Genomic DNA, 25,744 nt, shown 5'->3' on the forward strand with positions numbered 1-25,744 from the left:
TGTCGACCGCGACCGCAGTGAAAGCGGTTGAAGCTGGCGTGGATATCCTGGACACCGCTATTTCTTCAATGAGCTGCACTTACGGCCATACCCCGACTGAAACCGTGGTAGCGATGTTGCAAGGCACTGAGCGCGATACCAATTTACAGTTGGACCAACTCGAGCCGATCGCCGCTTATTTCCGTGAAGTGCGCAAGAAATACGCGAAGTTTGAAGGCCAGCTAAAAGGTGTCGATTCGCGCATCCTGATCGCCCAGGTTCCGGGAGGCATGCTGACCAACATGGAAAGCCAACTGAAAGAACAGGGCGCGGCGGATCGTATTGATGAAGTGCTGGCCGAGATCCCACGTGTCCGTCAGGACCTGGGCTATATCCCGCTGGTTACGCCAACGTCACAGATTGTCGGCACCCAGGCGGTCATTAACGTCTTAACGGGGGAGCGCTATAAGAGCATCACCAAAGAGACGGCGGGCGTGCTGAAAGGCGAATATGGTGCGGCCCCGGCTGAATTGAATGCTGAATTGCAAGCGAAAGTCCTGGATGGTGCAGAGCCAATTAGCTGTCGTCCTGCCGATCTGCTGGCAGCGGAAATGGATCAACTGACTGAAGATCTGCTGAGCAAAGCTAAACAGGAAGGTATCTCTCTGGCAGAAGATACCGTGGATGATGTGCTGACTTACGCTCTGTTCCCTCAAGTGGGACTGAAATTCCTCAAAAACCGTCGTAATCCAGAAGCATTTGAACCTGCTCCTAGCGCTGAACAGGCAGCGCCAGTTGCAGCGGCACCAGCAACAACAGGTGCGATTGAAAGCTACAGCGTCAAAGTGGATGGCCAGGTTTATGATGTTGAGGTTGGTCCTCAGGGACAACTGACGTCGGTTACCCCAGCGGCGGCTGCCAATAATCAGCCAGCGGCTGCAGCGGCCCCAGCCTCCGCTGAAACAGAATCGGTTCCGGCACCGCTCGCGGGTAACATCTTTAAAGTCAATGTGCAGACTGGCGCTCAAGTAGCGGAAGGTGATGTGTTGTTGATTTTGGAAGCAATGAAAATGGAAACCGAAGTGCGCGCAGCGCGCGGCGGTGTCGTGCAGGAACTGCATGTGAAGGAAGGCGATGCCGTAATGGTAGGTTCTCCTTTACTGAGCTTAGCGTAAGGGAACATCATGGAAGGTTTATTGACCCTTTGGTCCGAGACGGGAATTGCTCACTTTCAGCTGGGCCAGCTGTGCATGATACTGGTTGGCTGCCTACTGTTGTTTTTAGCCATTCGCAAAGGTTTCGAGCCGCTATTATTGCTGCCGATAGGATTTGGTGCCGTACTGGCTAACATCCCCAATGCTGGATTCACTGAGCCCGGCGGCCTGCTCTACTATGTGTACCATATCGGGATTGAATCGGGCGTGTTCCCGCTGCTGATCTTTATGGGCGTAGGGGCGATGACCGATTTTGGCGCGCTGATCGCAAACCCGAAAACACTTTGGTTAGGCGCGGCAGCCCAGTTTGGTATCTTCGCGACTCTGTTTGGGGCCATTTTGCTCAACTTCGTACCGGGTATGGAGTTCAATATGGCGGATGCCTCCTCTATTGCCATTATCGGTGGTGCAGATGGCCCGACGGCGATATTCCTCGCCAGCCGGTTGTCGCCGGATCTGCTCGGGGCCATTGCAGTAGCAGCATACAGCTATATGGCTCTGGTACCGATCATCCAGCCGCCAATCATGAAGGCGCTGACTAACGGCGAAGAGCGCCAAATCAAGATGGCGCAGCTCCGTCACGTGGGCAAATTTGAAAAAGTGCTGTTCCCGTTGGTGGTATTGCTGATGACGATTCTGTTCCTGCCTTCAGCGACCCCGCTGGTGGGGATGTTCTGCCTCGGCAACCTGATGCGTGAAGCCGGTGTAGTGGAGCGTCTGTCTAAAACGGCGCAGAATGAGCTAATCAATGTGGTCACCATTTTCCTTGGTCTCGGCGTTGGCTCTAAGCTGCAGGCGGACAAATTCCTGAATCTGGAAACCTTAGGGATCCTAGCCCTCGGTGCGGTGGCATTCAGTATTGGTACCGCTGCCGGTGTCTTGATGGCCAAGATGCTGAACAAGTTCTCCAGCGAAGACATCAACCCGCTGATCGGCGCGGCCGGGGTATCGGCGGTTCCGATGGCTGCTCGTGTGGTGAATAAAGTGGGTCTCGAAGCTAATCCGCAAAACTTCCTGTTAATGCATGCCATGGGACCAAACGTGGCAGGCGTGCTGGGTTCCGCAGTTGCCGCCGGTATTCTGCTGGCACTGGTGGGTTAAGCGGTACAACCAGCATTAGCCAAAGTGCGACAGTACGTTTAACTTGTTGGCAAGAAATGGTATATATTCAAAGGGATGCTTGATGCATCCCTTTTTTACATCTATAGGGAACCTGAACATGGAAAACAAACAAATCGCGATTACACAGTTTGGCGGCCCCGAAGTGTTAGCCATTCAATCTGCACCGATTCCACAGCCACAAGCGGGACAAGTGCTGATCAAAGTGGCCTTTGCCGGCGTTAACCCTATAGACGTAAAAACCCGTGCCGGGCTAGGCTGGGCGGCTTCCGAGAATGCCGACAAACTGCCCTGGGTGCCCGGTTATGATATTTCCGGTCAGGTAGTCAGCTGTGGCGAAGGGTGTGAACGCTTTAACCAGGGTGATAACGTGGCTGGCTTTGTCGGTTTTCCACTTCAGGGCGGCGGTTACAGCCAGTATCTGTGTGTCGCTGAACAGGAATTAAGCCTGGTGCCGGATTCGGTGACCCTCGAAGCCGCGGCGGTGTTACCGCTGGCAGGACAAACTGCAGCTCAGGCGTTGAATAAAGCCGAAGTCAAAGAAGGTGACCGGGTACTGATCCTGGCCGGGGCTGGCGGGGTTGGCCATCTGGCAGTGCAAATTGCCGTGGCGGCGAAAGCCGAGGTGTATACCACCTGCGGCGAGAGCAACCTCGACTATATGGCCACTTTAGGTGCCCATGCGATCAACTATCATTTTGCACCCGCATCGGAACGGATAGACAATGTTGACGTACTGATTGATCTGGTCGGCGGTGATGCGGCGCTGGATGCTCTCAAATGCCTTAAAGATGAAGCTAGGGTAGTGACTGTGCCGACCATTACCGCTGAACTGATTTGCGAAAAAGCCAATATGTTAGGCTTTGAAGCCACCGGCATGTTGGTCGATCCGAATCCCGAACAGTTGGACACCATGCTCTACATGGTCAGTGTCGGATTGTTGAAAACGGAAATCCAGCATATTTATCCTTATCCGCAGGTCGCTGAGGCACATCGCCAGATTGAATCCGGCCATACCCGGGGCAAGGTGTTGCTTGATATGCAATGCTAGCCTATTTCGATACCTTGTTTGCCGAATCAGCACACTGGTTTTCTGATTCGGCGCTCTGGGTACTCTTTTTTACCGGTTTCCTGAGCGCCACGCTGCTGCCCGGCGGCTCTGAAGCCAGCCTACTGGCCACCTTATCCCTTAATCAATATTCCCTACCGGCTATTATTTATGTTGCGACTTTGGGCAATACCCTGGGAGGTCTGACCAACTATTGGTTAGGTTGGTGGCTGCCAAATCGAACTCAAGACGAAAAGCATGGTCATAAAGCATTGCAATGGCTGCAAAAATACGGCTATTGGTCTTTGCTTCTCAGTTGGCTCCCTGTGATTGGCGATCCGCTTTGTCTGGCCGCAGGCTGGCTAAGGATGCGTTTCTGGCCTTGCAGCATCATGATTATGTTGGGTAAAGCAATCCGCTACGGCGTGTTAGCGGCGATGTTTTACGGAATTGTTTAAAGGATACGTTATGAGAAAACTCTGGATTGGTGCGCTTTCTCTGCTGCCTCTGGTAGGTTGCAGCTCTTATTCACCTTCAGTGCCGTTCTTTTCTTCACTGCCAGAAGGCGTTGCCCTGGTTGAACAGGTTGAAGCTAAGCCTGGCAAGGTGATGATCCCTTATTCCAAATATACCCTGGACAATGGCCTGACGCTGATATTGTCTCCCGATGACTCTGACCCATTAGTGCATGTCGACGTCACTTACCATGTCGGCTCGGCCAGAGAGGAGATCGGCAAATCGGGCTTCGCCCACTTTTTTGAACATATGATGTTCCAGGGTTCTGAGCACGTCGGCGATCAGCAGCACTTTAAGCTCATCACCGAAGCGGGAGGGTCGCTGAACGGCAGTACCAACCGGGATCGGACCAACTATTTTGAAACTGTACCGTCCAACCAGCTGGAGAAAGTGTTGTGGCTGGAATCAGACCGGATGGGCTTTTTGCTCAATGCGGTGTCGCAGCGCAAGTTCGAGATCCAGCGTGATACGGTTAAAAATGAGCGGGCTCAGAACTACGACAACCGTCCCTATGGTTTGATGTGGGAGAAAATGGCCGAAGCGATGTACGCTGAGGGTCATCCTTATTCGTGGCCGACTATTGGCTATGTCTCCGATTTGGATAAAGTGGACGTGAACGACCTCAAGGCGTTCTTTTTGCGCTGGTACGGGCCGAACAATGCCGTTCTGACGATAGGCGGCGATATTGATATTGAGCAGACGCTGGAGTGGGTGCAGAAATACTTTGGTGCGATTCCTGCCGGCCCGGCGGTGCAAAACGCGCCGAAACAACCGGCCCGTTTGGCTGAAAACCGGTTTGTCACCCTGGAAGACCAGATTCAACAGCCGATGTTGGTATTGGGCTGGCCGACCGGCTTTGGAGGTGATGATAACGAAGCCTCGCTCGACGCTCTGGCCAAAGTGCTGGGACGCGGTGCCAACAGTGTGCTGTACCAGAAACTGGTGAAAACCGAAAAAGTCGTTGATGCCGGTGCGTTTCACGATTGCGGTGAGTTGGCCTGTACGTTTTATGTTTACGCGATGGCAGATTCCGGTGATGACAAAAGCTTAGCCTCTGTCTATCAAGAGTTGCTCGATACGTTACAACAGTTCGGCCGTGATGGCGTTCAGCAGCCCCGGTTAGAGCAGATTTCCGGCATGGCTGAAGCCAATGCCGTGTTTGCCTTGCAAAGTGTTCACGGCAAGGTGAGCCAGTTGGCCTCCAACCAAACGTTTTTTGGTCAGCCAGACCGAATCGAGACCCAGCTGGAAGAGATACGTAATGTCACCACTCAATCGGTCATGGAGGCGTATCAGCGTTTCATACAAGGCAAAAACAAAGTAACCCTGAGCGTGGTACCGAGAGGCAAAGCGGAACTGGCGGCTAAAGCGGCCAACTTTACTTCGCCAGAGCGGGCGCTGCCTGAGTATCAACCCGTCGATGAGCAGCAGCTGGCTTACGTTCGTCCGGTCGATGAATTTGATCGCAACAAAATGCCCCCGGTTGCGGGTAGCGTATCGGCGCATATGCCGGATTTGTACGAGATCTATTTTAACAACGGTTCTCAACTGCTGGGCACCAGAACCAGTGAAACCCCGACAGTACAACTGGAGTTTCGCCTGCCTGCGGGTGAGCGCCACGTTTCTCGGGGTAAAGAAGGGCTGGCTAATTTGACCGCCGCTATGCTGGAAGAAGGCAGTACACTTCGTAGCGTCGAGCAGATCCAAGCTGAGCTGGATAAGCTGGGCAGCGTGATCAGCGTTAACGCCAACCAGTATTCAACCAGCGTGTCGGTGTCAGCGCTGGAGAAAAACCTGCCGGAAACTCTGGAAATTATGCAAGAGGTGTTGTTTAAGCCCGCCTTTAAACAGCAAGATTTTGACCGGGTGAAAAGAAAGGCGCTGGAAGGCATCGTTTACCAACATCAGACTCCAACCTGGCTGGCCTCGCAGGCGACGCGACAAGCGCTGTTTGGCAACGCTATGTTTGCCCGCGCCAGCGAAGGTACCGAATCATCGTTAAATTCGATTGAGCTGGAAGATGTTAAACGTTTCTACCGCCGTCACTACACGCCAAATGGAATGCAGATTGTGGCCGTGGGCGACATCTCTAAACGTGAACTCAGAAAGCAACTGGCGTTTGTTGAACAGTGGCAAGGAGAGGCGGCACCGATCATACGGCCTCAGGTGGTTTCCCCTCTCACCGAGCGGAAAATTTTCCTGGTCGACAAACCGGATGCGCCGCAATCCATCGTGCGCCTGGTCCGTCAGGGACTGCCGTTTGACGCTACCGGCGAGGTGTTTCTGACCCAGTTGGCTAATTTCAATCTGGCAGGGAATTTCAACAGCCGGATTAACCAGAACCTGCGTGAAGATAAAGGTTATACCTACGGGGCTTCCGGATACCTTGCCTCAAACCGCGAAGTGGGGGCGATTGTATTTAACGCTCAGGTTCGGGCCGATGCCACGCTAGCGTCATTACAGGAAATGGAGAAAGAACTGGCTCGTTACAGTCAGCAGGGTATGACAGATGAAGAGCTCAGCTTTATGCGTCTGGCTGTTGGCCAGCAGGATGCGCTGACGTATGAAACGCCGTCGCAAAAATCGCAGCTGTTGAGCAGTATTTTGATCTATAGCCTGGATAAAGACTATTTGCAGCAGCGCAATCGGATCGTTGAAAGTGTCTCAAAAAGTACGTTAAATGCGATTGCACAAAAGTGGTTTGATCCGCAGCAATATCAAATTATTGTGGTGGGAGACGCCAAGCGGCTGAAGCCAGAATTAGAAAAATTGCAGATTCCGATAGAAGAGCTTGAAATCATCCGTTAGAGTACACATCTATAACAGCAAACAGGGCAATTTTAGATTGCCCTTTCACCATTACACAGCCAGTGTCGGAACTCTGCTCTGACACCCGAAAATAAGTGAATTGCATTTTGACAGATTTTGCTGCACGACTCGAGGCGGTTGCTCGTGATCCTCAAGTCTTTCAACAGTTTGGTCGTGGCGTTGAGCGAGAAACACTGCGTTATCAAAACGATGGTAAACTGGCCACCACTCCTCATCCACAAGGTCTGGGTTCTGCCTTCACCAATCAATGGATTACCACTGACTTTGCTGAATCGTTGTTGGAGTTTATTACTCCGGTGTCGCACGACATTGAGACCTTACTGGCGCAGCTGGAAGATATTCACCATTTCGCCCAGCTCAACCTGAAAGACGAACGTCTGTGGCCGCTGTCGATGCCTTGTTACGTTGCCGACGAAGATGATATCCAGTTGGCGAATTACGGCAGCTCCAATTCCGGCCGGATGAAAACCTTGTACCGGGAAGGGCTAAAACGCCGTTACGGCAGTCTGATGCAAATTATCTCCGGAGTGCACTTTAACTTTTCCTTTTCCGAATCGTTTTGGGACGCCTTGTTTGGCGAGCAGGATGAACAAAGCCGTAGTGACGCTAAATCCGCTGCCTATTTTGGCCTTATCCGCAACTACTACCGCTTTGGTTGGCTGATACCCTATTTCTTTGGTGCCTCTCCGGCGTTGTGTCCGTCATTTATTCGTGGCAGAGAAACCGCGCTACCGTTTGAGAACATTGGTCAGACACTTTATCTGCCACACGCCACCTCACTGCGATTGAGTGATTTAGGCTATACCAACAACGCCCAGAGCAGCCTGAAAATCGGTTTCAACAGTCTGGATCAGTATCTTGACGGGTTGAACAGTGCCATTCGAACGCCATCTGAGCAGTTTGCCAAAATTGGTGTCAATGTTGATGGTGAGCATCGCCAGCTGAACAGCAACGTTCTACAGATTGAAAACGAGCTCTATGCACCGATACGGCCAAAACGGGTGGCGCAAAGCGGTGAGAAACCGTCGCAGGCCCTGGCCAGAGGCGGGGTAGAGTATATTGAAGTTCGCTCGCTGGACGTTAATCCTTTCAGTGCTATCGGTATCAGCGACCAGCAGGTGCGCTTCCTGGACCTGTTCCTGATCTGGTGTGTATTATCGGATTCAGAGCTAATGGACGACTGCGAGTTGACCTGTTGGCGTGACAACTGGAATCGGGTGATCAGCGAAGGTCGTAAACCCGGGCTAAACTTACAGATCGGTTGCCATGGCGAAGTGCTGACTTTAAACGACTGGGCGCATCGTGTATTTGACGATCTGGAACAGATTGCCCGGATGATGGATGATGCCAGCGATCTGCCAACCCGTGCGTACAGTGAGGTTTGCCAGCAGCTACGACGCTGGATAGACCAGCCCGAGCTGACTATTTCCGGTCAATTGCTGGCGGAAACCAAACGCCTGGGTGGATTAATTCAGGTGGGTAATACACTGGGAGAGCAGTACCGTACTGCCCAGGTGCAACAGCACTATCAGTACTTTACCCACGAACAGATGGAGCAGGAAGCCAAACGTTCGGTTGAGGCTCAGCGTGAGGCAGAACAGGCTGATACGCTCAGTTTTGACGACTATTTAGCAAACTATTTTGCTTATCTGCAACCGTCTGAGTAAATAGACATAACTGTCGGCAGAGACGCTGCCGATTGTCAGATGGCCGTTGAAGTAATGGCATCTGAACGTTACTGACAAATCATTATCACCAGCATTTGACTGGTAGGGGAAATACAATGCCTTTATTAGATAGCTTTACCGTCGATCACACACGGATGCACGCACCGGCAGTACGAGTCGCAAAAACCATGACCACACCTAAGGGTGATACCATTACGGTATTCGATCTGCGCTTCACTGTGCCAAATAAAGACATTCTGTCCGAAAAAGGCATTCACACTTTGGAGCACCTGTTTGCCGGGTTCATGCGCGACCATCTAAACGGCGATTCGGTCGAGATTATTGATATCTCTCCGATGGGGTGTCGTACCGGTTTTTACATGAGCCTGATTGGCACGCCAGCAGAGCAGCAAGTGGCTGATGCCTGGTTGGCGGCGATGCAGGATGTAATCAAAGTGGCCAGCCAGGAAAAAATTCCTGAATTGAATGAATATCAGTGCGGGACTGCCGCGATGCACTCACTGGATGAAGCACAGCAGATCGCTAAGGCGGTAATTGAGGCGGGTATCAGCGTTAATAAAAACGATGAACTGGCTTTGCCAGAAGCGATGCTAAAAGAGCTGAAAGTCGATTAATAGCAATCGCTCAACAAAAAAAGAGGAAGCCTGGCTTCCTCTTTTTTTGTTACGTCTGAGTTACTTCGCTTTTGGTAGCACGACCACTTTGGTTTTGGCCCAGATGTCCTGGAAACCCCGCTTACGAGGATCGAATGGCACCACCAGATTGGCCAGGCCAAACGCAGATGTTGCCAGCCGAATTAAAGCCTGAGTCACGCTGATGGGGGAATCGTCCTCGCTACGAATCTGAATTTTCCAGGCGCGCATTCCCAATGTCTGACCGGCTCGGGTCCAGAAAAACACAAAGAAGTAGATCCAAATAACCACCAGGTAAAGCGTGAATAGCGGGCTCCAGATCGGGTGATGGCCGAGCATATCGCTGACGTCCATATAGCCGCCATAGTTGATTAGTCCGGCAGCGACCAGCGCTTCCAGAATGGCAATAACAATGCCTGCCGCCATCATCTCAATCGCGATGACGACAAGTCCATCATAAATTAGTGCTCCCAGGCGACGAAACAGGCCGGCTGGTGGCAAAGTGTTTGTTTTAGTCATGACTGCTCACTTACCAAAAAATTGCTGCTCAGGATATAGTGTTCAAGCCAGGCTGAAAAGAGAGCCAACGCACAGCTTGTCTATTGATGGCGAAAATATCGGCAAACAATTGGCATTTCTGGATTTTGTTCTTGCGCAGTCGATCCAGTTACGTATAATGCCAACCATCAAAGGGCAGCTGCCCAAGATGCCGGTGTGGTGAAATTGGTATACACGACGGATTCAAAATCCGTTGCCTTCGGGCGTGGCGGTTCAAGTCCGCCCACCGGTACCATACATAGAAAGGTCGCTTTTATAGCGGCCTTTCGTCGTTTAGACCAGCGAGAAGTGATTGTTGTATCCGAGTGGCGGCCGGGATGCCGGACCATCAAGTCTGCCCACCGGTAGCCAGTTCTTCAACCCGAACCATAAAATTGTTATGGATGATGGCTATCAACACGTGGTGAAGGTACATTTCCCCGTTATAGCCTTAATAGGAATGACGACATTGTGTTGTTACGTGAGTGAATGGTTTCGAATTTGCCCATCTCTGCCTGGAAGTGCTTCTCTTTCGATCTTCGCGTTAAAGTATTTTTTTCAGAAGGTATCGGGTATCTATTAAACAGAGCGACAAGCATAATAAAACATTTTATGGAGATAGTGATTCTGCTCTGGAATGGTGTCCGGCTGTTGAGTTAGAAAAGGTGCGAAACAACGTTGGGGTTGCTCCATACGACTCTTTGAATTTCTTACAAAAGTATGAGGTACTGTTAAATCCACATTTGTCCGATATTACCGAAATAGACAGGCGGCTATTTTTAAGTAAGTGAGCCGCTTTAGCCATTCGCGCGGTAGAAAGTAACTCTGATAATGATGTTTTTTCTTCTTTAAGTCTTCTGTATAGGGTTGTTTTAGATAGGTAAAGGACACTGCAGACATCTCCAATCTCCCACTTTTTCTTTAAGTCTTTTCTGATTACACTAAACACTCTTCCAGAATAAGAGTTGTCCGACACCCGGTTTCTATTGAACAATGAACTTCTTAGTTTGTCATACAGAACTTCAATAATAACCTGCTTTGAATTTAGCTCAGCCTCTTCCACTTCAGAAATAGCAGCAATAATGTCATAATTGAGTTTCATGAAAATATCCTGCCTAATACCCTCCAATCTGAATACCTGAACAGAAAAACCAATTTCATTGAGAGGTTTTAATGCACAGTGAACCAGACTGTTCTTAGGTATAAGAATACTCCCTTTATGTGGAATTTTTACCACGCACCCTGAATAGGATAAATATCCAATTGCTCCCTTTATTGAAATAACATGATAACGTTTTGAAAATATTCTAAATTTAAAACTATTATTGTTGATTTCGATTGTTCTAGTAAGTAGCATTATTTTTCTTTTGACTGAGTTGAAATTTTTCTCTGAATGACTCTAAAGTCTTAGGGTAGGAATAATAATATCCTTGTCCTAATATATTATTGTTTTTTATTAAATTATGTTGAAATGAGCTTTCTATACCTTCAAAAATCAAACCATCTTTGCAGAATGGTTTAAGCACAAAACATATAGATTCAATTAAGGAATGACTATCTGAATTATAATGAAGTATGCTTTTATATATCTTAATTCTATCCCAGGGAATTAATCCAAATGAAAGATTTGCATTATTATATTCATGGTAGTAATCATCCAACCAAAACTGAATTCCGGCTTTCTGCAATTTTGTTATATTTTCATATAAGATATCGCTATCAACATTCTGACACACATGATTTATTTCTATTATAAAATTCTTGATCTTGAATTTTAATAATTTACACACAAATGCATCATCAAATAAAGATGACATAGTTAAGTTAATGCAGAACTTTTTTTCAATGTTTTTCTTCTGGAAATAACAAATCTGGTGTAGTGATACCAGCTTGATAAATTCATCATCTATGTCACTAAAGAAGTCTTCACTTTCCAGTCTTTCTCCCGAATGTTTGCTCACGCGAGAGAGAACCTCAAAGTACCTTATTTCCAAACTGATAGTGTCGACAATAGGCTGCACCAGGAAATCTAATTCGGCATAAGTTTCACCCTTTATGACGATTATTCCGTTTTTTATATTTTGAACTAAAAACATGACGAGCCCTGCTGATGCTTAGTTTTTTTATTATGAGCTCATAGTATCCATCAAGTTGATGCATATCCATACAAGGTAAAAGGATTTCAATAAATTGAAAACTATTTTACATAGATTGCCTGAGTGTCAATAAACCGTATCTTTCCCCAACCTATTGTCACAGCAACTTTCCACATGTTTAGTAATAAAAACATAAAAAATAAACTTAGCCTGATATGCGATTGATCACGCATTGAGGGGGATCCTCATGCTCGGCAACTGTCAATAGGCTCTGATTGTGATTTTTGTGAAATGTATCACTTTTTTGTTTTTGTAACAATTACTTGTCTTGCTAAGTGAGAGAAAACCCATTCGAGCTTAAAGCACCCTAATATTAACAGTTGCATTTGTTTCTTGTTAAATGAGCATCAATTAGACAGGAATGATGAATTAGAGTAACTGATTGTCAGATAAGTATTTTATTGTTCGCGTGTCCTCAAATTCTCCATGCTCCCTTAAGGAATCGAACAAGTTATCAATGTGGTGACATCCAATTGGGAGTAATACCTCATGTTTGATCTCTATAGACTCCACCCCCGATCTGTCTACACCGAAAGATAGCTATCTTATGTAGTGGCTTTACTGTGTATACCGCATGGATTACCTGAACAGGTAATGTCTTTTTGCATTACTTAATCTTAACATGAGTGTAACTTTTCATTTGAACGGACATTGTGCATACCGACGTCGGAACGGTAGTGTGTGTTCAATTGGAAAGTCCCCTTACATTAAAGGCAATTTATCCTCTCCGGGATTGTGCTATCAGGCCGGTCAGGGTACAAAATAATAAAATGCCAGTGCCAACTTTTCAGTCCAACCCTGTCGCCTAAGGGACGCCAGACACTGAAACGACAGTTGGCAGAGGCTCAAGGAGGTAATGTTTTGGAAGGATTATACGAACACTCAGACTGGGTTTTGATGGGGTTAGGTGCATTCCTAGTGGCCATGCTGGTTATCGGCTGGTATTCCTCAACCAAAATCAACGGGGCTGAAGACTACCTGGTAGCCGGACGAGGCCTGGGACTGTTTGTCCTGACAGGTACTATGTTTGCTACCTGGTTCGGTGCCGGTACGGCAATGGGGGGCGCGGGTTACGCTTACCTGTTTGGTAACCAGGGTATCATTTTTGACCCTTGGGGAGCAGCTGTGGTACTGATTGTGGTCGCGCTGTTTTTTGCCAAGTTGCTGCGCCGCGGCCGCTATCTGACCTCTGTTGACTTTATTCAGATGCGCTATGGGAAGGCTATGGCACTGGTCTCAACCATCATTTTAGTATGCGCTGATGTCGGCTGGTTAGCTGCAATCATCTTGGGTGGTGGAAGCATCCTGGCTTACTTCTCAGGCTTAGAGATGGCAACTGCAGTGACGCTGGTGACTGTCATCGTTACGGCTTATACCCTGATGGGGGGGATGTGGGCCGTCGCACTGACCGATGTCTGGCAGATGATCATTTTGTTGGTCGGCATGGTACTGCTACTGGTATTTATGCTTGACGATATTCCAGGCGGTATGAGCGCACTGTTTACCAATGATACGGCCAACTGGAGCCAGGTAAATCAGTGGGACTTCTTCCCAACTCCGGCTGAAAACGCCGTGACCTTTGAAGCAGGTACCGAAAACGAATACACCAATGAAGGCTTCATGTACTACACCGGACTTGATGGCTGGATTTACTTTGCCGCGTCCATCCTGACAATCGGTCTGGGTGTGATTCCTACTCAGTCGCTGATGCAACGTTTTCTTTCCGCTAAATGTGAGAAAACCGGTGTGCGCGCAGGTTACATTTCCGGCTTGATGTATGCCACTGTCGGGATGATTCCGGTAATGGTGGGGATGATTTACTTCAAGGTAAATCCGGACCTGAGTATCAACGACGCGATGAATAACATTCTGATGTACGCGTCGATCGAGTATTTGCCACCTGTGCTGACCGTACTGTTTATGATTGCGCTCTCTGCCGCGATCATGAGCTCTGCCGACAGTATCATTCTCGCTATTGCAGCTCTTATCGGTGACAACTTACTCAAGCTGGCCAAACCTGATGCAAACAGTGAGCAAGTGCTTAAAACCACACGGATTGCTGTTCCTGTGATTGCCGGTGTTGCACTGGTCATTGCGCTTAAGTTTGAGGCCATTTACAACCTGCTGGTCATGTCTGCACAAATTGCTTTCGTTGGTATCGCCATGCCATTCATCTTCGGTTTCTTCTGGAAACGTGCCAATCAGCTGGGCTCTCTGGCTGCTGTGGTAGCGGGTATCGCCATGTGGATATACGGCTACAATCACTACATTCCTATGACCAGCGAGATGAATACTGGTGTGGTTGAAGATGGTGTGGTTTACCAAGAGTGGGCGATGTGGGATGCAATCTATATGGCCGGTATCTGGGGAGTTATTGCCTCAATCATCGCTTTAGTAACGGTCTCACTGTTAACGCAGAAAATTGATGCGCCGAAACCGCTACTGGATATTGATGGTCAACCTCTGAAGACGGATAACTTCTTGGGTTTACCAGGCTTCTCAGGTAGCGAGGCATCTCATGCCAGCAAGTCGTCAGCGTATAACACCAGCAAAAAATCGGAACAAACTAAAGCGCAATAGCTGTAGGACAGCGGCGTAATGCTGACCGATGAATTAAGACCCTGGGTTAATCTTCAGGGTCTTTTTTGTTCAGGGAGCTGAGCAAATTCTGCCGCTGATGATTGCTTTTCTGGCAGGCCGTTGATTACCGTTCGGGCCATTTTTAGCATGCTAAACACGCCGTACCACCAATCGGTTATGTAGTTAGCAAATCTGTCTCGGTATGTTGGTTGTATAGCCTACAGCTGTTGGCCTACCCAATTTGAGTGTAATGGAAATGTTACCTTTGGTAGTGATACCCCTGATTTAAGGTATCCGTACGTCTGTACCGAGATCGGATATACCAAATGGAACTAAGTCAATTGATTGTGTCTCGGCAAACAGAACTGCACGAACACGTAAACAGGGAGATGTAACATGTCTATGACGAACGCCTTTGAGCCGGGTCGAGCGGACCTTACTCCGGAGGAGCAACAAATGGTCGCTCGTCGCGAGCGGTTGTTAGGGCCCGCTTACCGGCTATTTTATGAGCAGCCTGTGCATATGGTTCGAGGGGAGGGCGTGTGGCTCTATGACTCTCAGGATCAGGCTTATCTTGATTGTTATAACAATGTCCCCAGTGTTGGCCACTGTCACCCCAAGGTGGTTGAGACGTTGCGAGAGCAAGCGGGTATTCTCAATACCCATACTCGCTACCTGCACAACAACGTGCTGAATTATGCCGAGAAATTACTGTCAACTTTTCCCGAACCACTGGCCCATGTGATGTTTACCTGTACCGGCAGCGAGGCCAATGACCTTGCTTACCGAATTGCCAAATATCATACCCAAGGTACCGGCTTTATCGTCACTGATCTGGCCTATCACGGTGGTACCGATGTTATCGCGGCCCTCTCGCCGTCATTGGGCAAACACGTTGATTTGGGTGTTCATGTCCGGACAATTCCGGCTCCGGATGGTTATCGCGGCAATCCGGAGGTCGGCGAAACCTTTGTCGCCAATTTGCGCGCCGCCATTGCAGACATGCAGCGTCATGGTATTCAGCCAGCAGCCCTGATTGTGGACAGCATTTTCTCAAGCGACGGCGTTTTTGCCGAGCAAGCGGGCTTTTTACGCGAAGCCGCCGAGGTGATTCGGGCGGCTGGTGGTCTCTATATTGCCGATGAGGTTCAATCTGGTTTTGGTCGCACCGGCGACGCTTGGTGGGGATTTCAACGCCATGATGTTGTTCCGGATATGGTGTCATTGGGTAAAGGCATGGGAGCCGGACACCCGATTGCCGGCTTAGTGGTACGGCCAGAGCTGATGGCGGAATTTGGCCGCTCACGCTATTTCAATACCTTTGGTGGAAACCCGGTTTCGTGTGCCGTCGGTCAAGCGGTGCTGGAGGTGATCGAAAACGAATCTCTGATTCGAAATTCGGCAAAGGTTGGCGCTTATATGCAAGCGGGTCTGCGTCAACTGGCTGAGCGTTACAGCCTGATTGGTGATATCAGGGGTTCGGGTTTATTTATCGGCCTTGAGCTGGTCAAAGACCGTACGACAAAGGAACCGGCGACGGAAGAGACGGCCCAGGCGGTGAACCTGCTACGGCAGAAGTTTGTACTGATCAGTAGCGCCGGACCTCATGCGAACGTGATGAAAATTCGGCCGCCACTCACCTTTAGTAAGGACAACGCCGATCTGTTTCTGCAACGTATGGAAGAAGTGCTGGAAACGCTTTCTGTCAATTTTTAAGTCGGGGCGGATAACGCCCTCTTACTGGTGTTTAAAATGAGTATAGCGATGAACAAACCGGAAGTGGCTGACACGGCGGATGTATTGAATACTTCTGCCCCGGCCAACTCGATTGAATTTGCCCAGCGAGTTGCGAGTCAATATTACGGAATAGAGGCCACTGCAAGCTTGCTGGCTTGCGAGCGTGACCAGATCTTTTTGCTAAAAAATGCTTCAGGTGAGCGTTTTGTATTGCGCTTTACCAATCCCGCGGAAGATCGCTTGATTGCGAATTTTCAGACCGCGGCCATGTTGCATGTGGCCCAAGTCGACTCCGAGCTGCCACTGCCACGCATTGTAAAGAGCATTGACCATCAAAATGAGATCCTGGTCGAAATGGAAAACGGCCAGACCAGTCTGGTGCGCGTGATCTCTTTTCTTGACGGCCAGACATTATCTAAAGTGACGACCCGGTCAACGGAACAGCGCCGGGAAATCGCCCGCTGCCTGGCGCGGTTGGATCTGGCATTGCGGGGATTCTTTCACCCGGCGGCAGGGCACAAGATACTGTGGGACCTGAAGCATGCCGCCGAACTGCGAGAGTTATTTTCCTATATTGACGATGTTGAAGTGCGCGCCTTAGCGAGCAATGGACTGGATGCCTTCGAACAGTATGTCGTTCCGGTAATGCCGAAACTACGGGGGCAGGTGATCCATAACGATCTCAATTTCAGTAATGTGATGGTCGATAGCCAGGATCACTGCAAGATCTCCGGCGTCATTGACTTTGGCGATATGGTATATGCGCCTTTAATCAATGAGTTGGCTGTAGCGGCCTCATACCAATTGGACGAATCCGACGATCCCTTGTCCACGGTGGCAGAGTTTGTTGCAGCGTACCACCAGGTGGTGCCTTTAGAGCAGGCAGAGCTTGAGGTCCTTTACGATTTGATCGTGGCTCGTCTGGTCATGACGGTGGCAATCACCGAATACCGAGCCAAACGCTATCCACACAATCGGGATTACATTTTACGCAATAATCCGGCAGCAGTACGGGGGTTGCAGCGGCTGGCCCGCATCGGACGGGAACAAGGCCGCAACACGCTACTCAAAGCTTGCCTCAGTTAACCATCGAGCCTTGCTTCGTCGAAGAAGTAAGGCTTTCGCCAATGCCACCGGCTATTCCTCTCAAGCTGGTGGCCATCTTGGCTGGTCGCCATGTTGACAGGCCAGCACAGTTCTCATGCATCACCCGGCTGGAAATGTGAGTGCGCCGAAACTACTAACTATTGGTTAAGTATCTTTGCTCGGGATTAAATATACTTTGGCGAGTTTATTTCTGAGCCTTTTCAACCATGAGTATTATCAAATTAGCTTCCCGCGGTTGGTATCATAGTATCGGCAATGTCACTGAACAGCTGCATCAGAGCGGCTTTCCGCAGGCGTTGATACAGGCATTTCAGCGTGCGTTTACCTTCGATTCCGCTTTGATATTGATTTATCGACAAGACAGTGTGCCCGAGGTCGTGATTGAACAGGATATTTCTGGCCGGATTGAGAAGAAAGGCGAGATGAGGTACTACGTAGATGGTATCTATTTGCTGGATCCTTTCTACCAGCTGGCGATGCAGCAGCCCCAGCCGGGGCTATATACGTTAAAAGACGTCGCCCCCGATCACTTCATGCGTTCGGAGTTCTACCGGCGTCATTTTGTCTATTGCCATTTAAAAGATGAGATCAACTATTTAGTACCAATAGAGAATGTTGGTACCGTGGCCATCTCGATTGGCTCTGGCCGACGTTACAGTTCAGCAGAGTTGGAAAGATTCCGCACCATCGAACCCTGGGTAATATCGATAATCAGAAGTCACTGGAGTCAGCCGGTTGCAGAAAAAAACGCGGCCTCAGAGCGAAGCGACCTGCATCAAAAGTTGAGTGCTGGTTTCCAGAATTTTGGTCGTTCCCAGTTGACCGACAGGGAGTGCGATGTCGCCTATTTAATCCTGCAGGGGCATTCATCCAAATCGGCCGCTTCCAAGTTAAATATCTCTGATGAGACGGTGAAAGTTCACCGACGTAACATATACAAAAAACTGGATATTCAATCCCAGTCCGAGCTTTTCTCGCTGTTTCTTAGTGCGTTAGCGGCCTGGGGGGAGGGAGGTGATCCACTGGAAGACTACCACGCCCGGCCCCAGTAGCGGTGGTTTGAGACCAAAGCGCAACCATTGTGGCGATAAATCGCGCCACAATGGTTCGGTTTCAAAGTGCTGAGATTACCAGAGGTTCTCCGCTTTAAGCTTGTCGCCCGCCTTAATGATCGCCTTACGAAGTGTTGAGACGATGACATCACACTCTTCCTTGGTCAGAGTCAGCGCTGGTGACATAATATTAAGGTTAACGATAGGACGAACGATCAGTCCCATCTCATCCGCTTCATTGGAAACCCGTTTACCAATATCGAGCTCTTCCGGGAAGGTCTCATTGGTGGTGCTGTCTTTAACGAACTCCAGACAGGCCATAAAATGGGAACCGCGTACATCACCGACCATTTCAAGGTCACGTAGGGTCTGCAACTGCTCCATAAAATAGCTGCCTACCTCTTTTACATGATCGAGAATATTTTCACGCTCAATGATTTCGATATTTTTTAGTGCTGCTGCGGCACCGACGGCATGGCCTGAGTAAGTAAATCCGTTCAGGAATACTCGGCCGGCACCATGTTCACTGAGGGTATCCCAGATTTCATCAGAGAAAATACACGCTCCCATTGGAATGTAGGCGGAGCTTAATCCTTTCGCTGAAACGATGATATCCGGTTGGATGCCGTAGATAGACTCGGAAACGAACCATTCACCACAGCGACCAAATCCGGTCACGACTTCGTCAGACCAGTAGAGAATATCGTTGGCTTTACAGTATTCCCAAACCTGCCTGATATAGTTGGCTGGTGGTGGCGCAACACCGCCCGCACCGGTAATCGGTTCCGCCAGAAATGCCGCCACTTTGTCGGGGCCACCCAGCTCTGCGACTTTGTCCACAAATTCCTCATACAGGTATAACCCGTATTCCATTTCGGTCATGCCTTTGCCGTAGCGGTAGTGGTTAGGTGAACTGACTTTATAGCTGTGAATCGCATTGGCACCTTCATCGAGGTAATCCAATTCGCTGCAACGGTCGCCAGCTTTGCCGCCCAGAGACATGGTCAGTAATGTGGTTCCGTGGTAAGAATCTTTGCGGGTGATGATGGCTTTTTTGTCCTGCTTGCCACGGATGTTGTTATACATCTGCACAATGCGATAGGCGGTATCGTTAGCGGTAGAGCCTCCACAGGTCAGAAAGGTGTGATTCAGATTTCCCGGTGCCAGCTCAGCCAATTTCGCACACAGCTTAACCACGGTATCGTTGGTCATATCAACGAAGTTGTTTGAGTAACTGCATTTAAGCACCTGTTCGTAGATGGCCTCGGCCATATCTTTGCGTCCAGCGCCAACGTTGTTACACCACATCCCGCCGACGGCATCCAGATATTTATTGCCGTCTGTATCCCAGATATAGGCCCCTTCAGCTTTTGCTATCGGTAAGGCGCCTTCTTCAGTAATGGTATCGAAAGAGTGAAAAGGGTGGAGGAAGTGTTTCCGATCCAAGTCGACGATATTTTGTGTTGTTTCGCTAGACATAACTAAGGTACCTCAGAAAAGGATGTATATACGTCCGGAGAGCTGCGTCTTCATTAAACTGAATGGGTTTAATATCCGGGATGGCTGCTGCTTTGGTCATTGATGAACGGCTGATGGCAGCGCGTCCAAGGAAAGCGCGATGAATACCATTCTGACTGAGTTGATGTGAACTTATATAACCGATTGGGGGTAATCGAAATGGACTGAATCCTATATGCCATCATCTGACAGGCCGTTTTCTATCAATTTTTCTTATCTTTTTGCTGGCGGATATCAAGTGGATGATGGGAATGTTATCAACACGAAATAAGGTTTATTTTTGCTCATATCACAGCGTTACCAATAAGGATCTGTTGTATTTGCATCAATATGCTTGTAATGGCATAATTCGCGCGCATGATTTTTGAGCTTAATGTCACAATATTTCAAAGATTGACATTATTATTACTTATCAGCAAATAACTAAAAATAGCGCTTTAAGCTTCGATTTTACGTCAGTTTGGTTCGTCAAAAATAAGGAAATGTTATGAGGTTATGGCTCATACCGTTGTGCTGTTTAGCCATCAATGCCTTTGCCCATCCGATTAAAAGTACTGATAGTTCGGCAACTATCGAACTTGATGACAAAGGAAGTTTGATTATCGAGAGTGATAGTTTTAAGCAACCTGATACCGTCACGCCACCATACTATTCCAGCCTGGGGATGCGATTCGTCTGGATAGATTGTGATGGTCAGAAAAGCAGGGTGTTGGTGAGTCGGTTAAAAGAAAGCATCGACAACAAATACCAGGCGTTTGCCAGGCAACATTGCGTGAAAGGCTCCAGCAAGAAAGTATCGATCTCGATCGGAGAACAGCCGTTAGTCTTCTTGGTAGCACAATAGGGCCGGAACTTAGCGGGTAGAGCCCGATATGTTTGCTGGTTCCAGCGTCGTTCACCTCTAAGGTATCATCGTCTCTTTAGCGCCCCGTTATCCGGTTTATAGCCATTTTCTTAAAGCCTCGAATTTAGCCGGGGCTTTGTTGTTTATAGCGATGCACCGAATAGCTTTACCAAGCCACCCTTGATTGCTCACGAAAGTTCTAAGCTCCCGCGTCAAAATATGCTACCAGTTTGTTAATTTTTTGGTTTACAACCTAATTGAACGGGGTTAGCATGCGCAACAGTTGGCATATTTGGCGGAGTTTTCTTCGTCAGAATAAAGAGCTAGGTCGAGTAATAGAGTGGTTGTGACACATAAAACGACGCGAATGTTCGTTTGGGGCACATTTACCAGTTTATTGTGGTACTCGGATTTCAAGGTGAATACTCAGTCGACAAGGGCTGAATTACAATATTAAAGGACCATTCGATGAAATACGCATCGCTTTCCGCATTATCACTTGCTGTTATTCTTACTGGTTGTGCTTCAGATCCCGGGCCGCGAATGGCGCAGGAAAAAACCGTTGAAGTCGACGGTTCGGTACTTAAATTCGGCGGCAGTTATCATGATAAGAAAAACGTGTTGATCCTGACTGTTAATGGCGATCCGATCATGCAGGGTCAGTTCCCTCCATATACTCCGACCCAAAACTTGAACGCCAACTACAAAAAACTGGCGGTACGCAGCCACTGTTACTTTGGTTCTGTATTGGGCAAACAGGGTGGAGCGTTTGGAGCTATCGCCAATATCGTTCAGTCGGCAAAAAGCAGCACCGCTGACAAGTGTGAACTGTATGTCAACGACAAGCTGGTTGATAACCTCTATTTTTAACTAATCTGAATCGAAAAAATCCCCAGCCGGTTTCAGCCTGCTGGGGATTTTTTTATTGCTGGCAGTTCCCGCTGGTAAACCAGCAGTGCAGCGGCAAAACGGAGAATCAGATCAGCTTAAAGGTTGCCACCTTGGCATTTAAATCTTCTGCTTGCACTTTTAACTGATTTGATTGCGCCAGCGTATCTTGCGCACCAACGACTAGATGATCAGTGACGTCTTTCATCGAGGTGACATTTTGGGTTATCTCACTGGTGACGTGAGTTTGTTCCTCAGCCGCAGTCGCAATTTGTGTCGACATATCGCTGATCAACGCAACCGCTCGATTGATCTCATCCAGAGCGACGGTCGCTCTATCGGCATCTTCTACAGTGCCGAGTGCCAGAGCTGAGCTACTGACCATCAGCTCGACGGCATGCTGTGTAGTGTGCTGCAGTGTTTCAATGGTGGATTTGATCTCTTCGGTTGAGGTATGGGTTCGCTGCGATAACACCCGAACTTCATCAGCGACGACCGCAAAGCCACGGCCCTGTTCTCCGGCGCGGGCTGCTTCTATTGCAGCGTTCAGGGCCAGCAAATTAGTCTGCTCTGCTATATCGCGAATGGTGGCAAGTACGGTGGAAATATCCTGAGCGTGTTGGTTCAAATCTCCGATAACCTGACTCGCCTGGCTAATTTCAGACGCCAGGTCGTTGATCGAGCCCTTAGTATGCACAACCAGCTCGTGACCATTTTGGGTATTGAGTGAAGATTCTTGCGCTGCTTTCGCGGTTTGCTCCGCGTGGGAGGCAATCTCCTGGGTCGCCGAGGCCATCTCGGTCACCGCCGTGGCGACCATGGTGATTTCCTGTTGCTGGTGGTTCAGTTCACTTACGGATTGATTTGCTCTTGAGGTTCCCTGTTCAGATTGCTGGTTGAGCTGCTGTGCTTGATGGCGGATGTGATCCAGCAATTGTTGCAGGCTGGCGACAAACTTATTGAAGTTCTCAGCCAGTTTTCCGACTTCGTCATGATTTTCAATTTGAATTCGTTGGGTGAGGTCGCCGCTGCCGTTAGCTATTTGAGCTAATGCCTCAGAGACATTATGTAAAGGTCGGAACAAAATGTTGCAGAGCAGATTGAACAGCATGGCACAGAGTATAACCACAATCCCTGTCGCCAACATTTGCCCCCAGAAAGCACTGTATAAAGGTGCAACCAGAGACGCGTGGCTGATGGCAATCACGGTAGAGAGCTTGGTTCCGCCAATTTTCTGTGCATATAGGACGAACTCTTGCCCATCTAAGGTCATGATACGGCTTTGACCTGCATCGGCAATGTCACTGATTTGGTTGAAATCGATCCCCAGTTTAGTTACTGGCTGATTGAGTAGTTGAGTATCTGGGTGGGTAAAAATGTTGCCCTGGTCATTGGCGATAAACATATAACCATCACCGGGCAGGGTGACTTTATTCATGCTATTGAGAATGTCGTCGATTTCCACATCGGCGCCGAGCACAATTTGCTGACTATCCAGTTGCCTTGCCACCCCAAGCGAGACAACGTTCGCTCCTGTTGCAGCAGCGACAGTCGGGTTATCCATAAATACCTTACCGGGTTTCGCGACGGCATTTATGTACCAACCCCATCGGCGTGGGTCATTGTTGTCCGCCGGTAATATCACCCCGTTAGCATTTTGCTGGTTGCCATCCGGGTAGGCCAGAAAAACGTTGTCGAATGCTGCTGAGTCACGCATTTGTTGTAAGTGCTCAATCAGAGCCGTTTTATCTACCTGCGTGGGTAGTGCGGTCAAGGCTCGCTGTTTCGAAGTCAGCCAGTCATCGACATATTGGCTGTAGGAAGCACTGGTGCTCGCCAGACTTTGTTCGACTTCAGCATCAATTCTCTGCAAGGAATCTCGGAACGATAATCCCTCGACCAACAATCCCCCGATGATGATGGCCATGCTGGCAGAAATCGCCAGTTTATTTTTTAATGAGAGTTTCTTTAACATTGGAAACCTGTGTAATTTTTAGTTATTTGAATCATTGTGCAATTATCGATTGCGTGGTGATTATATTTCATAGCTCAAAATAAATACTGATCTAGCTCGGCAGATGAATTAATAGTTTGATTTTATTTACTTATGGGGTCATAAGAGTGTTGTTGATGGGTGCTAATCTCGTATTGGCACATAAAACGCTGTGCAATGATAAGCGAATAGTGAAAAGGTCTTTCTTTCCGGTAAAGCTATTTTTATTCAACCTGTTAGCAGATCTATTCTCTCGTCTGCACTATGTTTTTAGAAAAGAGGAGAATTAGCATGTATCAAGTGACCCCTTATCTGTTTTTTTCTGGCCGATGTGCAGAGGCGATCGATTTCTATCAGTCCTGTTTTGGCGCCGTGGTAATCAGCAAACAAAAATTTAAAGACGCGCCACAGATCATCGAAGGCGCAAATCCTGAATGGATCATGCATGCCGAACTGGAAGGGCATGGTATGCATTTAATGTTGTCAGATGGAGTTATTGCCAAGGAACTCAGTGGCAATAATATTGCGTTAGCGATTGTGATGGATGACTTGGATGCCCAAACACGACTTTTTGACAAATTGGCTCAGGAGGGAAGGGTAATGATGCCTCTGGAGCCGACGTTTTGGGGCGGGCGGTTTGGTAAAGTGGAAGATAAATACGGTGTCCGTTGGCTGATCAACTGCGATTTAGTGGAATGAGTATTGTCTTTGATGAGGCATGCGGCATTTGACGCTGTGTGACGTGGAGTTATTGACGCCGGTGAATCCACCGGTACAATTATTTTCGCTAACAATAAAATCAATAGCTTCAGAAGGTTTGTTGAAATGGGTGGTATCAAAATTACCGTTGATCGTCTTCAGCCTGGTCTGCATATCCGTCTGCCGTTAAGCTGGAACCAACATCCCTTCCTTTTTAATAGCTTTAAGATTAAGTCCGAGCAACAAATTCGCATGATTCGTCATTTAGGAGTCACGCACGTATTTATCAACCCCGGCCAAAGTGACACCCAGCCATTGCCAGCAAATCAAGATGCCGTTCAACAAGATGATTCGAATGAGAACTCTAACGTTGACCAGCAAGCAACAGAGCTTTGGCAGGAGAAACAACAACGAATTGAAAAGCTGGCTGCTTATCGTCGTCGGGTACTGCAGTGTGAAAAAGAGTACGAGCGCTCTCTGGCGAGGATGCGCTCGGTCATGAACAAAATTCGTAGTCGTCCTGAACAGGCTGCCGTGGAAGCCATGTTACTGGTCGATGATATAGTCGATAAGCTGGTTAGCAATGACAGTGTGACACTGCACCTTATTAATGGCAAAAGCGAATTTGAAGATGTCTATTTCCATTCACTGAATGTAGCCGTCATTGCCATGATGATTGCACAGGCAAAAGGGTTGGCAACAGATAAAATCAAAGATGTTGCATTCGGTGCCATGTTCCACGACATGGGCAAAACGAAAATCCCGGCAGCTATCGTGCGCAAGCGGGTCCCGCTTACCGAGCCAGAAAAAAACTACCTGAAGCTTCATACCAAATACGGTTTAACTCTGGCGGATCAAATAGAACATTTCCCCGCTAATGCGAAAAAGATCATTGCCCAGCACCACGAGCTCAAAGATGGTTCAGGCTACCCCGAAGGCTTATGTGAAGATCAAATTGACGAACTAGCTCAGATTGTAGCGGTGGCCAATGCATTCGATAACTTATGTCATCCGATGATCGCCACTGAGCAAAAAATCCCATATGTGGCGCTTTCTTATTTATATAAGAACTGCAAGCATCTCTATAACAATGAGCACCTCAATATCCTGATTAAGTTTATGGGAGTCTACCCGCCAGGAACTGTGGTGCAACTATCGAATGACGCTATCGGCCTGGTAATATCGGTTAATGCCAATCATATTCTTTACCCTAACGTCCTGCTGTATGACCCAAGCGTACCGAGAACCCAGGCGCCAATAATCCAGTTAGCCGATGAAGGACTGAAAATTGTCAGTGCGATATTGCCAGCCAAGCTGCCAGATAAGGTACGCGACTACCTGAATCCTCGTTCGCGGATCTCGTATTTTTTTGATCATGATGAGTAATTATCCACAGCAAGCTGTGAATAATATGTGTTTTGGTTGGAGTTAAATTTGGGATAAACACCCGCCCGGTCAAATAGTCAGCAAACGACAACAAAATGCGAAAAAAACGTTGCCTTAATCAAGCCTGTCTCTATAATGCGCTTCCACTGAGTTAGCCAACGCTATCAAGCGTTTAATGAGCTGACAATTCAGTAGGTCAACAAGCAAAAATAAATTGAAAAA

General features: G+C 48.4%; 20 protein-coding genes and 1 tRNA gene. 16 read left to right on the plus strand and 5 right to left on the minus strand.

The genetic code is table 11. From position 1 onward, the window contains the following. The 7 genes from ACQY6F_RS13505 to luxS all read left to right on the plus strand — a co-directional run. Positions 1–1,154 (plus strand): biotin/lipoyl-containing protein (locus ACQY6F_RS13505; RefSeq protein ID WP_428775092.1); only part of this gene is annotated, 1,154 nt, incomplete at its 5' end. Between the two features lie 9 nt (positions 1,155–1,163). Continuing rightward, complete coding sequence (locus ACQY6F_RS13510) at positions 1,164–2,294, plus strand: sodium ion-translocating decarboxylase subunit beta (RefSeq protein WP_428775093.1); 1,131 nt, start codon at positions 1,164–1,166, stop codon at positions 2,292–2,294. Between the two features lie 118 nt (positions 2,295–2,412). Then, the gene (locus ACQY6F_RS13515; protein WP_428775094.1) at positions 2,413–3,363 is read left to right on the plus strand and encodes an NADP-dependent oxidoreductase; all 951 of its coding nucleotides are present in this window, start codon (positions 2,413–2,415) and stop codon (positions 3,361–3,363) included. After that, positions 3,357–3,818 (plus strand): YqaA family protein, encoded by a 462-nt coding sequence (locus ACQY6F_RS13520; protein ID WP_428775095.1) that lies wholly within the window; start codon positions 3,357–3,359, stop codon positions 3,816–3,818. Before ACQY6F_RS13515 ends, ACQY6F_RS13520 begins: the two co-directional genes overlap by 7 nt. Positions 3,819–3,828: 10 nt before the next feature. Further along, positions 3,829–6,684 (plus strand): M16 family metallopeptidase, encoded by a 2,856-nt coding sequence (locus tag ACQY6F_RS13525; RefSeq protein ID WP_428775096.1) that lies wholly within the window; start codon positions 3,829–3,831, stop codon positions 6,682–6,684. Between the two features lie 107 nt (positions 6,685–6,791). After that, on the plus strand, positions 6,792–8,372 hold the full coding sequence (gshA, locus tag ACQY6F_RS13530; protein ID WP_428775097.1) for a glutamate--cysteine ligase: 1,581 nt from the start codon (positions 6,792–6,794) through the stop codon (positions 8,370–8,372). Positions 8,373–8,488: 116 nt separating this feature from the next. Next, the gene (gene luxS, locus ACQY6F_RS13535) at positions 8,489–9,007 is read left to right on the plus strand and encodes an S-ribosylhomocysteine lyase (protein ID WP_428775099.1); all 519 of its coding nucleotides are present in this window, start codon (positions 8,489–8,491) and stop codon (positions 9,005–9,007) included. Between the two features lie 60 nt (positions 9,008–9,067). On the opposite strand, the gene ACQY6F_RS13540 is transcribed toward luxS, so the two are convergent. Then, the gene (locus ACQY6F_RS13540) at positions 9,068–9,544 is read right to left on the minus strand and encodes an RDD family protein (protein ID WP_428775101.1); all 477 of its coding nucleotides are present in this window, start codon (positions 9,542–9,544) and stop codon (positions 9,068–9,070) included. Between the two features lie 189 nt (positions 9,545–9,733). Between ACQY6F_RS13540 and ACQY6F_RS13545 the strand changes: the two genes are divergently transcribed. Next, positions 9,734–9,818, plus strand: a tRNA-Leu gene (locus tag ACQY6F_RS13545). Positions 9,819–10,172: 354 nt separating this feature from the next. On the opposite strand, the gene ACQY6F_RS13550 is transcribed toward ACQY6F_RS13545, so the two are convergent. After that, positions 10,173–10,919, minus strand: coding sequence for a helix-turn-helix domain-containing protein (locus ACQY6F_RS13550; protein WP_428775102.1), 747 nt, complete (start codon positions 10,917–10,919; stop codon positions 10,173–10,175). Further along, entirely contained in the window at positions 10,906–11,658 is a 753-nt protein-coding gene (locus ACQY6F_RS13555; protein WP_428775103.1) for an EAL domain-containing protein, read from the minus strand. The genes ACQY6F_RS13550 and ACQY6F_RS13555 overlap by 14 nt, the downstream gene beginning before the upstream one ends. Positions 11,659–12,579: 921 nt before the next feature. Here ACQY6F_RS13555 and ACQY6F_RS13560 point away from each other — a divergent pair. The 4 genes from ACQY6F_RS13560 (at position 12,580) to ACQY6F_RS13575 (ending at position 18,194) form a co-directional block, all read left to right on the plus strand. Next, positions 12,580–14,298 carry a sodium:solute symporter family protein gene (locus ACQY6F_RS13560; protein ID WP_428775104.1) on the plus strand — a complete coding sequence of 573 codons (1,719 nt, stop codon included), beginning with the start codon at positions 12,580–12,582 and terminating at the stop codon, positions 14,296–14,298. Positions 14,299–14,694: 396 nt separating this feature from the next. Continuing rightward, a complete protein-coding gene (locus tag ACQY6F_RS13565; RefSeq protein WP_428775105.1) occupies positions 14,695–16,014 on the plus strand; it encodes an aspartate aminotransferase family protein in 1,320 nt (439 codons plus the stop codon). A 36-nt stretch (positions 16,015–16,050) separates the two neighbouring features. Continuing rightward, positions 16,051–17,121 (plus strand): phosphotransferase, encoded by a 1,071-nt coding sequence (locus ACQY6F_RS13570; RefSeq protein WP_428775106.1) that lies wholly within the window; start codon positions 16,051–16,053, stop codon positions 17,119–17,121. Positions 17,122–17,348: 227 nt separating this feature from the next. Continuing rightward, entirely contained in the window at positions 17,349–18,194 is an 846-nt protein-coding gene (locus ACQY6F_RS13575) for a helix-turn-helix transcriptional regulator (protein ID WP_428775107.1), read from the plus strand. 75 nt (positions 18,195–18,269) lie between these two features. Here the strand turns inward: ACQY6F_RS13575 and ACQY6F_RS13580 are convergent, their stop codons facing one another. Further along, positions 18,270–19,673 (minus strand): aminotransferase, encoded by a 1,404-nt coding sequence (locus ACQY6F_RS13580; protein ID WP_428775109.1) that lies wholly within the window; start codon positions 19,671–19,673, stop codon positions 18,270–18,272. Between the two features lie 526 nt (positions 19,674–20,199). Here ACQY6F_RS13580 and ACQY6F_RS13585 point away from each other — a divergent pair. Both ACQY6F_RS13585 and ACQY6F_RS13590 read left to right on the plus strand, forming a co-directional pair. Further along, a complete protein-coding gene (locus tag ACQY6F_RS13585) occupies positions 20,200–20,556 on the plus strand; it encodes a hypothetical protein (RefSeq protein WP_428775110.1) in 357 nt (118 codons plus the stop codon). Between the two features lie 468 nt (positions 20,557–21,024). Further along, positions 21,025–21,426 (plus strand): hypothetical protein, encoded by a 402-nt coding sequence (locus ACQY6F_RS13590; RefSeq protein WP_428775112.1) that lies wholly within the window; start codon positions 21,025–21,027, stop codon positions 21,424–21,426. A 106-nt stretch (positions 21,427–21,532) separates the two neighbouring features. Here ACQY6F_RS13590 and ACQY6F_RS13595 read toward each other — a convergent pair whose 3' ends face one another. Next, on the minus strand, positions 21,533–23,419 hold the full coding sequence (locus tag ACQY6F_RS13595) for a methyl-accepting chemotaxis protein (protein WP_428775113.1): 1,887 nt from the start codon (positions 23,417–23,419) through the stop codon (positions 21,533–21,535). A gap of 309 nt (positions 23,420–23,728) precedes the next feature. On the opposite strand from ACQY6F_RS13595, the gene ACQY6F_RS13600 reads away from it, so the two are divergent. Together ACQY6F_RS13600 and ACQY6F_RS13605 are read left to right on the plus strand one after the other, a co-directional pair. Then, positions 23,729–24,136, plus strand: a complete 408-nt coding sequence (locus tag ACQY6F_RS13600) for a VOC family protein (protein WP_428775115.1) — start codon at positions 23,729–23,731, stop codon at positions 24,134–24,136. 126 nt (positions 24,137–24,262) lie between these two features. Beyond that, the gene (locus ACQY6F_RS13605) at positions 24,263–25,522 is read left to right on the plus strand and encodes an HD-GYP domain-containing protein (RefSeq protein ID WP_428775116.1); all 1,260 of its coding nucleotides are present in this window, start codon (positions 24,263–24,265) and stop codon (positions 25,520–25,522) included. The last annotated feature ends 222 nt before the right edge of the window (positions 25,523–25,744 follow it).

Source organism: Vibrio sp., assembly GCF_050299255.1.
GTDB lineage: Bacteria > Pseudomonadota > Gammaproteobacteria > Enterobacterales > Vibrionaceae > Vibrio.